Origin of the sequence: Acinetobacter sp. TUM15064 (assembly GCF_008980265.1) — a bacterium.
In the GTDB taxonomy this organism is placed as follows: Bacteria; Pseudomonadota; Gammaproteobacteria; order Pseudomonadales; family Moraxellaceae; genus Acinetobacter.
In genome coordinates, this window is sequence record NZ_BKFU01000079.1 from 1 (window position 1) to 13,419 (window position 13,419).

The window sequence follows — 13,419 nt, forward strand, 5'->3', positions numbered from 1 at the left end:
TTCACTTGTTCAAGAATTGAAATAAATTTGTTTGCAACAGCTGAAGACAACTGTCAATAAAGTTAGCCTCTAGAGATCACTTTTATGGAAATACATTTCATTTTTGTGATTTTTACACTATTGTCAGAAAAACTATATATTGCCTTAAACGTAGTGATGGATAGTTCTGGCTCAGATCTAAGCCTACATTGGTTATTGCGTGTTGAACTATTCGGATGCTTCGATTCTATCGAATATTACCGATTGCGCAAGATCATAACGTTGTGAGCGAAATCGTGGACTAAAGGCATCAAAAATAAGGCGTTTAAATTGAGCCTTTATTAAGACGAAGAATAGTTATGGAGCGTTTTTGAGTGCATAAAATGTCGCTTAAAAACAAATAAACATCAAAAAGGATGAATGGAAAATGATTGTTATTGTAGACGGTGTACGTACAGCAATGGGTGGCTTTCAGGGTTCGTTGTCGGCATGTACAGCACCTGAACTTGGTGCGGTCACGATTAAAGAAGTGCTAAACCGTTCTGGCTTACAACCGACTGATGTAGACGAAGTCATTTTTGGTTGTGTCCTTCCAGCGGGGCTTAAACAGGGCCCTGCACGTCAAGCAATGCGCATTGCAGGTCTACCAGACTCAACAGGTGCAACAACCATCAATAAGATTTGTGGCTCGGGGATGAAAGCCGTCATGCAAGCGGCTGACGCGATTAAAGCAGGTTCAGCTGAAATCGTGGTGGCAGGTGGTATGGAGTCGATGTCAAATGCGCCGTACCTACTTGAAAAGGCACGTGCGGGTTACCGTATGGGACATGGTAAAACAACCGATCACATGTTCCAAGAAGGCTTAGAGGATGCTGAAACAGGTCTGTCGATGGGTGTCCTTGCTCAAGAAATGGCAGATAAAAAAGGCTATACCCGTGAACAGCAGGATCAGTATGCCATTGGTTCTTTAAATAAAGCCGTTGCTGCGATTCAAGGTGGTTACTTTAAATATGAAATCGTGCCTGTGACAGTGAGTAGCCGTAAAGGTGATGTTGTAGTTGATCAGGATGAGCAACCCCTCAATGCCAAAGTGGATAAAATTCCAACTTTACGCCCAGCATTCAAAAAAGACGGCACGATTACCGCGGCAAATTCGAGTTCTATTTCAGATGGGGCTTCTGCATTGGTTGTAACTTCATCTGATGTTGCAGACGCACGTGGTCTGAAACCATTGGCAAAAGTTGTGGCTTATGCCAGCAATTCTCAGCATCCATCTGAGTTCACCATTGCCCCTGTAGGTGCCATTGAGAAAGTTTTAGCCAAAGCAGGTTGGTCTGCGGGTGATGTTGACCTGTGGGAAGTCAATGAAGCCTTTGCGATGGTCACCATGCTTGCAATTGACGGTTTTCATTTAGACCCTGCTAAAGTGAATGTGAATGGTGGTGCTTGTGCACTTGGACATCCATTGGGTTCTTCTGGTTCTCGTATTATCGTGACTTTACTGCATGCCTTGAAACGTACTGGTGGGAAAAAGGGTGTAGCTGCTTTATGTATTGGTGGTGGTGAGGCGACTGCTATTGCCGTCGAGCTGTTGGATTAAAGCTGTAATATCTTTAGCTGTGCCTGTGAAGAAAATGATTTAAATATCTATAATTCGGCATGGTTGATTTCATCAAAGGTTCGATTGATTCGGGCCTTTTTTGTTATGTAAAATATATGCAGAACATGCGACATAAATTTTCAGGAAAAGTATCTATTGTTTAGTACAGCTAAAGGTATAATTCATGTGCTTTTATTGTTGAAACGTCTGATATTAGACCTAGATGCTTATAAATGTAAGTTTTGAGCATTGGATCATCGCTATAATGGGTAGATGATGGATCGTCTACCATCACATGCATATAAGGAACATTTTTTTCGTGTTTGAACTGGACTGTAAATTACTCAGTATCTTTTTTTACGTTTATAAGTTTAAGAGTGTATCGCTTGCGGCAGATCATTTAGAAATGAGTCAACCGACGGTGAGTAACATTCTGAATAAAATTCGCCAACATTATAATGATCCGCTGTTTTTGCGGATTGGCAACGAAATGATGCCGACAGAGTTGTCTAAGCAATTGTTTCCGTTGGTCAGTGAGGCTTTAAACAAGGTTGAAATCATCAATAACTTTACGATTGATTTCGACCAAGCCACTTCGCAGCAACAGTTTAGTTTGGCTATGACTGATGTTTCGCATTTGGTGTTGTTGCCGAAAATTTCGCAGTATTTAAAGAAACATGCACCACATATTCGTTTGAATATCCGTCCGATCACCTCTGAAACCAGTTATCAAATGGCAAATGGTGAAATTGACTTGGCGTTGGGTTTTTTACCGCAATTGGAAAATGGCTTTTATCAACAGCAACTGTTTGAGCAGTATTATGTGGTGATTGCAGCCAAAGACCATCCGCGTTTGACCGGTGACAGTATCAGCACAGCGCAATACTTGGCTGAGTCACATATTGATATTGATGCAGGCATGGGACATTACCATATTGAAAACGAGCTGCTTAATTTAGAACTAAAGCGTGACATTTTAATGCGTTTACCGAGCTATTTGGGGGTAGGCTTGGTGGTACAAGAAACAGATGCAATCGCCACAGTCCCATACTATTTGAGTGAAGTTCTACTTTCACGTGGCAATTTAAAGATCTTCAATGCGCCGATTGCCTTTCCAAGTTATGGAGTGAAACAGTATTGGCACATGTCTTGTCATCATAAAACCAGCCACCAATGGCTGCGTCATATGTTTCATGAAATTTTAATGAAATAGCATTCTTAAAAATTTGATGCTTTTTATTGGTGCGTATAGCAAAGATATTCGTGCTGAAAATTGAAAGCGCCCGTTTATTGCTCATAAATGGTATTACAAAGCTTGAAAATCGTAATACTAAATTGGCACGGCCTTTGCACAATCTAAACTGAAAGAGTGATCTAGGGTTCCGATACATTTTTGATGTATGTCTGTGACCGAGAGTTCACGGTTCGTAAGAACTACACGGAGGGATAAAAGCCCGGGAGGTAAACAGTTACGATTTAGGCAGAGGCGCATGAGCACAATAACATATCACGACGATAACGCACTATGGACTGAACTTTTACCGGGTGGACATCACTGGTCTGGGCGTATTCAACGTGGCACAGTCTTACAGTTTAAAGCCTTAGGGGCACAAGCTAACGTTTCTCTTTTCTGCGTCAACAGTGAAGATAAGCTCGAACGTTTTAATATGCCAGATAGTTTAAAGGCACAGCATACGGCATTTCTAAGTGCAGGACATGTGTTGTATTCGGACTTAGGTCGGGTTATGGCCTCAATTGTTCAAGACGATCATGGTTGGAATGATGCCTTGTGTGGTCCGAGTCGCACAGAACAAATTCAAAAACAATTCGGCACTCAAACTTTCCAAGATGCACGAAATAAGATGTATCGGAGTGGACGAGACAGTCTGTTACTTGAAATGACCAAGTTTTCATTAGGTCAAACCGACTTGTCAGCTACGGTCAACCTATTCTCCAAGGTTCGTCCTGATGATGCGGGCAACTTATCTTATGTTGATACTGACAATACCCATCAAATCATTGAACTGCGTTTTGAGATGGACTGTCTGGTGTTCTTATCTGCCGCACCACATGGTTTAAGCCAAGTCGTAAAGTATCAGCCTGCCGATATTCAAATGAGTTTATTCAAAGCCTCCGCTTTAACCGCACATGATATTTGTCGTGACTCATGCTCGCAAAACCAACGCGGTTTTCAAAACAACGCACGTTATTTCGCATTTGATGCTGTTTAAGCCCGAGGAGAATACGCATGACCAGTTTACAAGCATTTGATCAAGCTGTTTTAAATGAAGTCTGTCCAGCGGGTGAGGCATGGATGGGTGAAGTCAAGAAAGGGCAGTATTTCCGCATTATTGATCTCGAAGGCAACCAAGCAGTCGATACTTTATTTATTTCTGCGAACAATCCTGAAGAACGTTACAGCGCAACCGATACTCTAGCCATTAATCAGCAGATTTATCTCGAAAAAGGCACAGCTCTATATACCAACTATGGCAATAAAATCGCCACGATCCATGATGATAACTGTGGTCGTCATGACACCTTGGGTGGCGCTTGTTCATGTGAAAGTAACACCGTACGTTATGCACACGACACATTTCCGATGCACAGCTGTCGCAATAACTTTATGACAGCTTTAGCTTTGCACCCAATTGCGAAAAAGCATGGACTGAATGTTCGTCATATTGGGCCGAATATTAATTTCTTTATGAATGTTCCTGTGAGCAGTGAGGGACATCTCAAATTTGACGATGGAATATCGGCGCCCGGTAAATATGTTGAAATTCAAGCGGAGATGGATCTTATCGTGCTGATTTCTAACTGCCCGCAGCTGAACAATCCATGTAATGCCTATAACCCGACCAAAATTCAACTGATTGTACGTGACGGCAAGGAGTAATCAGCATGTTTAAAAAAGTTCTCATTGCCAACCGTGGTGCAATTGCCTGCCGAGTAATTCGTACATTAAAGAATTTAGGCATTCAGTCTGTTGCGGTGTATTCAGAAGCAGACCGTGATTCCTTGCATGTGACTTTGGCTGATGAAGCGGTATTTATTGGTGATAGCCCAGCTAGTCAAAGTTATTTAAATATTGAAAAAATTTTACAGGTTGCCAAAGAGACGGGCGCTGAAGCTATTCATCCGGGTTATGGATTCCTGTCTGAAAATGCCGAATTTTGTGACTTGTGTGAGTCACAGGGCATTGTGTTTTTAGGGCCAAATTCTGCACAAATGCGTAGTTTTGGTTTAAAGCATACCGCACGCGAACTTGCCATTCAGGCGGATGTGCCATTGTTACCGGGTAGCCAGCTTTTAGCAGACGAAGCGGAAGCACTGATCGAAGCAAATCGTATCGGCTATCCCGTTATGCTGAAAAGTACCGCAGGTGGTGGCGGTATTGGTATGCGTTTGGTGTGGAACGAAGTTGAGTTGAAAGATGCTTATGCAACCGTATCTTATTTGGCACAAGCCAATTTTAAAGATGCAGGTTTGTATTTAGAAAAGTTTGTAGAAAATGCGCGGCATATTGAAGTCCAAATCTTTGGGGATGGCCAAGGTTTGGTTTTGGCTTTGGGAGAGCGAGACTGTTCAGTACAGCGCCGTAATCAGAAAGTAATTGAGGAAACTCCAGCACCGCATTTAAATGATGAACAACGTGATTATATTCAAGGTGTTGCAATTCAACTGATGCAGTCAGTGAATTACCGTTCGGCAGGTACGGTTGAATTTGTGATGGATACTGACACCCAAAAATTCTATTTCTTGGAGGTGAATACACGCCTACAAGTTGAACATGGTGTGACCGAGCAAGTGTTTGGTGTAGACCTTGTGGAATGGATGGTCACTTTAGGTAGCGGTGACTGGACTGCACCGATAGAGGCGCTTAAATCTAAAGGTCATTCGATTCAAGTCCGTTTATATGCTGAAGATCCAATTAAGAACTTTCAACCCAGTGCTGGCTTACTGACTTATGTCGACTTTGACCCACAAGCACGCAATGAAACATGGGTCGAAACAGGTTCAAATGTATCTTCCTTTTATGATCCGATGATTGCCAAAATCATTGTGACCTGTGAGAACCGTGAAAGGGCAATTCAAGCCATGAGTGATACTTTGGCAAAAACTTCAGTGGCAGGAATTGAAACTAATCTTGAGTATTTACAAAATATTATTGACTGTGACGTGTTTAAAACAGGGATACAGACCACACGTTTTTTAAATACTTTTGAGTGGAAAACCCAAAAAATTGAGGTGTTACAGTCAGGTATTCAAACCTCAATACAAGACGTCAATGGTCGTTTGGGTTACTGGGATGTTGGAGTGCCACCATCGGGTGCGATTGATCCTTTATCTTTAAATATAGCCAATCAACTATTGGGGAATTCATTTAATACCGCAGGGCTAGAATGTACATTACAAGGCCCAACTTTAAAGTTTCACTGTGACAGCCAAATCGTGATTACGGGTGGTGAGATGTTTGCGACATTGGATGGTGTCGACGTTGCCATGTGGCAGACCCTTAATGTTAAAAAAGGGCAAATCCTTAAAACGGGTAAAATCACCACAGGTTGTCGCAGTTATATTGGTATTAAAGGCGGGCTGAATGTACCCGCCTATTTAGGCTCGCAAGCGACTTTTACTTTAGGTCAGTTTGGTGGTCACGCAGGACGCAATTTACTCATTGGAGATATGTTGCCCATTACGGCTTATACCTCAGCAGAAACTGTTGCACTCAGCGCAGCACAGGTACCAAGCTTTAGCAATGCTTGGAACATCGCGGTGATGTATGGACCGCATGGTGCGCCCGACTTTTTTACTAAACGTGATATTGAGCGCTTCTTTGAGCAAGAGTTTGAAATTCACTTTAACTCAAGTCGTACAGGCATCCGCTTAGTGGGGGAAAAACCTGAATGGGCACGTACCGATGGTGGTGAGGCAGGACTACATCCTTCGAATATTCATGATAATGCTTATGCCATTGGCGCGATTGACTTCACTGGAGATATGCCGATTATTTTAGGGCCCGATGGTCCAAGCTTAGGCGGTTTCGTTTGCCCAGCGGTGGTGGTTAGTTCAGAACTATGGAAAATTGGTCAGCTTAAAGCGGGGGATAAAGTTAAATTTATCCCAATTTCTTATGATCAAGCTCAAGCATTAAATCAAAAATATCATGCCGCGTTAAAAGCGGATACGACTGAAAATGTAGATTTTGCCCCAAGCTTGCATGCTGAAATGGACACACTCTCAGATGCAGTTTTGGCGACTCTAAAAGGTGTGAACGCTGCACCTGATGTGACTTATCGCCCCGCAGGGAACAGTTATTTATTGGTTGAATACGGAGAGTTGGTTTTAGACCTCAATTTACGTTTCCGTATTCACGCTTTAATGCAATGGGTCAAAGACCAAAGTATCGAAGGGATTATTGATTTAACCCCAGGAATTCGTTCGCTACAAATTCATTTTGACTCATTAAAACTTGATCAAAAACATTTATTGTGGCTTTTACAGCAAGCAGAAAATGAATTGCCTGACGTGACCGCAATGGAAGTGCCGTCACGCACAGTCTATTTACCTTTGGCTTGGGAAGACTCGCAAACCCAGCTGGCAACTGAGCGCTATATGCAAACGGTACGTCCAGATGCGCCGTGGTGTCCAGATAATATTGAATTTATCCGCCGCATCAATGGACTAGAGTCAAAACAAGCGGTGAAGGATGTTGTGTATAGTACCAATTATTTGGTCATGGGCTTGGGGGATGTTTACTTAGGGGCACCTGTGGCAACACCACTGGATCCACGCCATCGTTTAGTAACCACCAAATATAATCCTGCACGTACATGGACGCCTGAAAATGCAGTCGGCATCGGTGGAGCGTATATGTGTGTCTATGGCATGGAAGGCCCTGGCGGTTATCAGTTTGTTGGGCGTACCACCCAAATGTGGAGTCGTTACCGCAAAAATCCAGACTTTGAACAGGATAAGCCATGGTTACTGCGCTTTTTTGATCAAATTAAATTTTATGAAGTATCTGAAACAGAATTGATGCAAATGCGGGAAGACTTTAAAGCAGGGCGCTTAAAGCTCCGTGTGGAAGATGGGGTTTTAAATCTAAAAGAATATAATGATTTCCTCATTGAAAATGCAGCATCCATTTCAAGTTTTAAAGCAGTACAGCAAGCGAACTTTGATGAGGAACGCCGTCGTTGGCATGCAGCAGGTTTGGTTGAATATGTTTCTGAAAGTATTGATGCGGTTTTAGATGACAGTGAAATTCAGATTCCTGAAGGTGGCTGTGCAGTAGAGTCGCACATGCCGGGTTCTATTTGGAAAATTGAGTGTAATTCTGGAGATGTGGTAGAAGAAGGAGCGACATTAGCTGTGATTGAAGCTATGAAAATTGAAATTCCAATTATTGCCCCAGAACGTATGCGTGTTGAGTCCATTACTATTGAAAAAGGACAAACGGTCAAAACAGGTCAGGTGCTGTTTACGTTAGCCCCTGTTGCTTAAACTCAAATATTCCTAAATGAAAGGATTGCTAGGGCAGTCCTTTTTATTGCGTTTCAAAGCAGATGAATCCAATCACTACATCATTTTGTTAAATAAAGCTTCCGATGCGTAGCAGAAAATAGATTGTTATGAAATGGTTATAAAATGATGTTTTGCATGAAAATATGCTAATTTAGTACGACGCTAAAAAACATTATGGCTTGTATGAAAAAAACATTACTCGGCATGTTATTCATGTTAACTACATCAGTAGTTATGGCAAATACGCCAAATCAGACTGAGGTCACTCAAGCATCAAATCAAAATAATATTCGCGTGATGACTCGCCCAGAAATCGTGGGTTTGTGGGGAATGGAGCTACCAAACAACAGGAAATGCGTTGAATACTATAATTTTAAAAGTAATAGCGATGTCGTGATCAAAAGTGGCGAGGAATGGTCTACAGGAATTTACGACTATCAACCGTCAAACGATCAAAATGTTCAGTTGCCCGCACTCATTTTGCAAGTGAAGTATGATAATAATGAAGTCGATTGTTCTGGCTTAAAAGAAGATCAATCTGGTGAAATGTCTCAATACTTTGTGAAATGGAAAAGCCCATCAACCATTAATTTCTGTGCCAATGATAAAGGTCAGCAGTGCTTTGCAACACTACGCCGTGTTTTGCCTTAAGCATTTGTATTATCTATAAAAAAACCGCGATTAATCGCGGTTTTTTTTAGAAAGACTAATTAACTCTTTAGATTAGTCTTTATCTTGATGACCTTCAATTTGCTTTAACAAGTGTTTCTCAAGATAGTGAATATCCATCGCTTGTTCGCAGAACTTTTTATCTTGAAGAATCAAATCTTTGTGCAATGGAATATTGGTTTTAATTCCAGTCAAAATCATTTCATCAAGTGCTTGGCGCATACGTGCAAGAGATGTTTTACGATCTTTACCGTGCGCAATTAGCTTCGCAATCATCGAGTCATAATAAGGTGGAATGCTATAGCCTTGATAGATATGTGAATCAAGACGAATACCTGCACCACCTGGTACATAAAAATTCTCAATTTTACCTGGTGAAGGTAAGAAGGTCGTTGGATCTTCAGCATTGATACGACATTCAATCGCATGGCCTTTGACTTCAACTTGATCTTGTTCAATTTCAAGACCCAAACCACCAGCAATGCGGAGCTGTTGTTCAATAATGTCGATACCTGTCACCATTTCAGTTACAGGGTGCTCAACTTGAACACGTGTATTCATCTCAATAAAGAAGAATTCACCATCTTCAAACAAGAACTCAAAGGTACCTGCACCACGGTATTGCATTAATTTACAAGCATTTACGCAAGCTTCTAAAATGTCAGCACGTGCTTGCTCAGGTAAGTTTGGTGCAGGCGCTTCTTCTAACACTTTCTGATGGCGGCGCTGTAAAGAGCAGTCGCGGTCATAGAGATGAATCGCGTGACCATTACCGTCAGCAAGAACTTGAACTTCAACGTGACGAGGTGTTTGCAGGAAACGTTCCATATACACCGTGTCATCGCCAAACCACATTTCAGCATCACGCTGTGCAGCTTGAACAGATTCAAGTAGGGTGTCGACACGTTCTACAATACGCATACCACGACCACCACCACCAGAAGCAGCTTTCACGATCAATGGGAAACCAATTTCTTTGGCTTCTGCTAAAGCATTTTGAGGTGTAACTGCATTTGCAGATCCCGGTACGGTTGGAACACCTGCCTTACGCATTGCGGTAATGGCAGAAACTTTGTTACCCATCAAACGAATATGTTCAGGGCGTGGTCCAATAAAAATGAAACCTGAGTTTTCTACAATTTCAGCAAATTCAGCATTTTCTGATAAGAAGCCATAACCTGGGTGAATGGCATCTGCACCTGAAATTTCAGCTGCTGTAATAATGGCAGGAATATTCAAGTAGCTTTCACTGCTTGCACCTGGTCCAATACATACTGCTTCATCTACAAAACGTAGGTGCATTAAGTCTTTGTCAGCATCTGAATAGATCCCTACAGTCTTAATCCCTAAAGTTTTGCAGGCACGGGTGATGCGCAGGGCAATTTCACCACGGTTTGCAATTAAAACTTTTTGCAACATTATGAGTCCCCGTCTATTACGCGCGGTAGCGGAATAATGGTTGACCGAATTGGATCACTTCGCCGTTTTTCACTAAAATTTCTTCAACTACACCGCTTTGCGTTGCTTCAATCGGGTTCATGATTTTCATTGCTTCGATAATACCAAGTGTTTCACCAGCCGTGATTGTTTGACCGACTTTAACAAATGGCGCTTCACCTGGGCTAGGAGCAGCATAGAACACACCAACCATTGGAGAAGTTTCTACAGCACCACGTGGTGTTTTTGCTGCTGGAGCTTGGGCAACAGGAGCAGCCATAGCAACAGGAGCACCAGCTGCAACAACTGGACTGCGACGAGTAAGAGCAATAGATTGATCGCCTTCTTTAACTTCAATCGCTTGTAAGTCAGATTCAATCATCAGGTCGATGAGTTTCTTGATTTTACGAATATCCATGTGACAGTATTCCTAATTATGATTGCGTAGAGGATTGAATTTTGTTGAGAGCGTAATTGAGCGCAGCGCTATAACCTTGAGCGCCTAAGCCACAAATCACGCCAATGGCTTTATCTGATAAATATGAATGATGTCTAAACGCTTCGCGCGCATGAACATTTGATAAATGAACTTCAATAAATGGAATGGCTACACCAAGTAGCGCATCACGAATTGCCACGGAAGTGTGGGTGAGCGCAGCAGGATTGATAATAATAAATTGCACGCCATCCGCTTGGGCTTGATGAATACGGTCGACAATGGCACCTTCCCAATTACTTTGGAAAGTGTCGAGAGAAATGGAAGCATGTTTAGCTTGGGCGATGAGTTGTTGGTTGATGTCTTTCAGCGTTAGAGAGCCATAAACTTCTGGTTCACGCATTCCTAGCAAATTTAGATTCGGTCCATGAATAACCAAAATGGTCGAACTCATTTAGCTTGCTCCATTTATAAGTTGCAATAATTCTTTGCAAGATGGCTGCAAAGTTTGCGTATTATGGCATAAAGTTCTACATTTTTTTTATAGTTTGTTTGAATTGACGTAGATGCTTAGTGCCAAACTTCGGCAATATAATGTAAATTTTGCAAGGAATTGGCAATGTTAAAAGATTACAAATTTTCGAATGATTACTCTTTTTTACATTGTAAGTTAAATTGACCAAAAACTGCATTTTTGTTTTAGGTTTACAGCATGTAAATGACGTAGTTACCCATGCGAAAAACAGTATGATTCTGTTGATCACGCTGAAATTTATTACAGTATCTTAACCGATTTTTAAGTGCTAACACTGTATATCAAAATAACAGTACTGTCTGAAAGTGTTTGTATCTGCTGACTTGGCTATCAAACCGCATTATCGCGCAGGCTCGAATAAATCAGATTTCAAAGTCTTTATAAAGCAGCATATTTTCTAAAGTGAATAGAAATATAACATCACTTTCTTTAAATAAAACATAAGTTTGTTACATCAATATTTAGAAATGCTTTATTTTATTCACGGATGTATTCTGACAGTTACATGTTATGAAAATAATGGAATTATCCTAGGCGGGATGTGGCCAAGCCTAAAGCTATAGTTATTTCTTTAGTTTTCGACTTGTTTTTTTTGCCTATGTTTAGTTGTGAGTGAATTGTAGCTTGTATGTCTGAATACTTGGTTTTGGGTAAAAAAAATACAGTCATTTCATATGGTTTTTTGATCCAAAGATTGGCTCAATCACGCCATGATTGGCTATTTTGTTCACGAGAGCGTTCTTGATCATGACAAAAGTAGCAGAGTAGTGCAGGTTGGGTATTGGCAATAAGTACGATAGAGTCGGAAAAGGTCTAAAATACATAAGTATTTATGGTTGTTTTATATGCAGTTTTTAATTCGCTGACGACAGAAATATAAAAAACAGCCCGCAATGAGCTGTTTTTTTATCAGGTAAAACGATTAGGCAATAAAATCCAAGATGACCTGATTGAAAATTTTGGGCTGTTCAATATTTGAGATATGTGATGCATCTATTTCAAATAAAGCACTACTACGTACATGATTGACCATGTATTGAGCATCGGCGATTGTAGTCACAGGATCTTTACTACCTGCAATCACAAGTAGAGGTACTCGAATACTTTCGAGTTTTTCACGTAAATCCGCTTTAGCCAAAGCTTCACAGCAACTCGCATAACCTTCTGGGCTGCCAGCACCTAAGTCGTTTGAAAGCGCTGCTACTGTTGCTGCGTTGCTTTGGATAAAGGGTTCGGTAAACCAACGGCTCGCGGCCGTTGATGCAATCGGTTCTAAACCTTGGCTACGAACGAGAGATGCTCGCTCATTCCAAGCCTGTTCACTGCCAATTTTTGCGGAAGTATTGCATACAATGGCACGGTGGAAACGTTCAGGCTTATGAATGACTAACCACTGACCTGTGAGACCGCCCATAGAAATGCCGCAAAATATGGCTTTTTCGATGTTCAGGTGGTCGAGTAAATGGATCAAGTCTAGACCAAGTAGTTCAATATCATAAGGTCCTTGAGGTGCAGAAGACTGGCCATGCCCACGAGTGTCATAGCAAATCACGAAATAATTTTTCTGGAAAAAATTGATTTGTGGCTTCCACATGTTGAAGTTTGTACCCAGTGAGTTTGAAAAAACAAGCGCAGGATTTCTTGAATCACCAAAGGTCTGATAGTGAATTTCGGCATTATTTGAAGTAAAACTTGGCATAAGTTCTTCCTTAATTCATTAAAAATTTTCAGTGTTTCTACTGTTGTTATCAGCAATAAGTGTTATGAGTAGAAACACCACGTCAGATCAGAAGGATGGTTAAACGCGCTGAATAATCAAAGCAATCCCTTGACCAACCCCAATGCACATCGAACACAAGGCATAGGTTCCACCCGTTTGTTCTAACTGGTTTAAAGCTGTGGTGACTAAACGCGCACCCGATGCACCGAGTGGATGACCGATGGCAATTGCGCCACCGTTTGGATTCACTTGAGTGGTGTCATCCGCTAAACCAAGATCACGCGTGACCGCCAGTGCTTGTGCTGCAAAGGCTTCATTTAGTTCAATCACATCCATCTGTTCTAATGTCAGATTGGCTTGTTTGAGTAATTTTTTGATGGCAGGCGCAGGTGCAAAGCCCATGATGCGTGGTTCTACCCCCACAGCCGTAGATGCAATAATCTTGGCACGTGGTTTAAGTTGGTACTGCTCAACCGCTTGTTCCGAAGCAATCAGTACAGCAGCCGCACCGT

The 13,419-nt window shown here is 41.6% G+C and carries 10 protein-coding genes, 1 pseudogene and 1 riboswitch; of the genes and pseudogenes, 6 read left to right on the top strand and 5 right to left on the bottom strand.

Going from position 1 to position 13,419, the window contains the following annotated elements; all coding sequences use genetic code 11:
* Positions 1 to 406: 406 nt before the first annotated feature.
* From GBI16_RS16170 to GBI16_RS16195, 6 genes are all read left to right on the top strand, one after another.
* Positions 407 to 1,579, top strand: a complete 1,173-nt coding sequence (locus tag GBI16_RS16170) for a thiolase family protein (protein WP_151707466.1) — start codon at positions 407 to 409, stop codon at positions 1,577 to 1,579.
* 319 nt (positions 1,580 to 1,898) lie between these two features.
* On the top strand, positions 1,899 to 2,792 hold the full coding sequence (locus tag GBI16_RS16175; RefSeq protein WP_086210032.1) for a LysR substrate-binding domain-containing protein: 894 nt from the start codon (positions 1,899 to 1,901) through the stop codon (positions 2,790 to 2,792).
* A 150-nt stretch (positions 2,793 to 2,942) separates the two neighbouring features.
* A riboswitch (guanidine-I (ykkC/yxkD leader) is annotated at positions 2,943 to 3,042 on the top strand.
* Between the two features lie 27 nt (positions 3,043 to 3,069).
* A complete protein-coding gene (locus tag GBI16_RS16180) occupies positions 3,070 to 3,810 on the top strand; it encodes an urea amidolyase associated protein UAAP1 (protein ID WP_110974009.1) in 741 nt (246 codons plus the stop codon).
* 17 nt (positions 3,811 to 3,827) lie between these two features.
* The gene (locus tag GBI16_RS16185; RefSeq protein WP_151707467.1) at positions 3,828 to 4,478 is read left to right on the top strand and encodes an urea amidolyase associated protein UAAP2; all 651 of its coding nucleotides are present in this window, start codon (positions 3,828 to 3,830) and stop codon (positions 4,476 to 4,478) included.
* 5 nt (positions 4,479 to 4,483) lie between these two features.
* Entirely contained in the window at positions 4,484 to 8,089 is a 3,606-nt protein-coding gene (uca, locus tag GBI16_RS16190; RefSeq protein ID WP_086210029.1) for an urea carboxylase, read from the top strand.
* A 255-nt stretch (positions 8,090 to 8,344) separates the two neighbouring features.
* Positions 8,345 to 8,761, top strand: coding sequence for a hypothetical protein (locus tag GBI16_RS16195; RefSeq protein ID WP_228147010.1), 417 nt, complete (start codon positions 8,345 to 8,347; stop codon positions 8,759 to 8,761).
* A 72-nt stretch (positions 8,762 to 8,833) separates the two neighbouring features.
* On the opposite strand, the gene accC is transcribed toward GBI16_RS16195, so the two are convergent.
* The 5 genes and pseudogenes from accC to GBI16_RS16220 form a co-directional block, all read right to left on the bottom strand.
* A complete protein-coding gene (gene accC / locus GBI16_RS16200) occupies positions 8,834 to 10,198 on the bottom strand; it encodes an acetyl-CoA carboxylase biotin carboxylase subunit (RefSeq protein WP_086210027.1) in 1,365 nt (454 codons plus the stop codon).
* 16 nt (positions 10,199 to 10,214) lie between these two features.
* Positions 10,215 to 10,634, bottom strand: coding sequence for an acetyl-CoA carboxylase biotin carboxyl carrier protein (accB, locus tag GBI16_RS16205; RefSeq protein ID WP_004979753.1), 420 nt, complete (start codon positions 10,632 to 10,634; stop codon positions 10,215 to 10,217).
* Positions 10,635 to 10,650: 16 nt separating this feature from the next.
* Entirely contained in the window at positions 10,651 to 11,106 is a 456-nt protein-coding gene (gene aroQ, locus GBI16_RS16210; RefSeq protein WP_086210025.1) for a type II 3-dehydroquinate dehydratase, read from the bottom strand.
* Between the two features lie 1,003 nt (positions 11,107 to 12,109).
* Positions 12,110 to 12,886 (bottom strand): 3-oxoadipate enol-lactonase, encoded by a 777-nt coding sequence (pcaD, locus tag GBI16_RS16215; RefSeq protein ID WP_086210024.1) that lies wholly within the window; start codon positions 12,884 to 12,886, stop codon positions 12,110 to 12,112.
* Between the two features lie 99 nt (positions 12,887 to 12,985).
* Positions 12,986 to 13,419, bottom strand: a pseudogene (locus tag GBI16_RS16220) (acetyl-CoA C-acyltransferase); the annotation flags it as partial.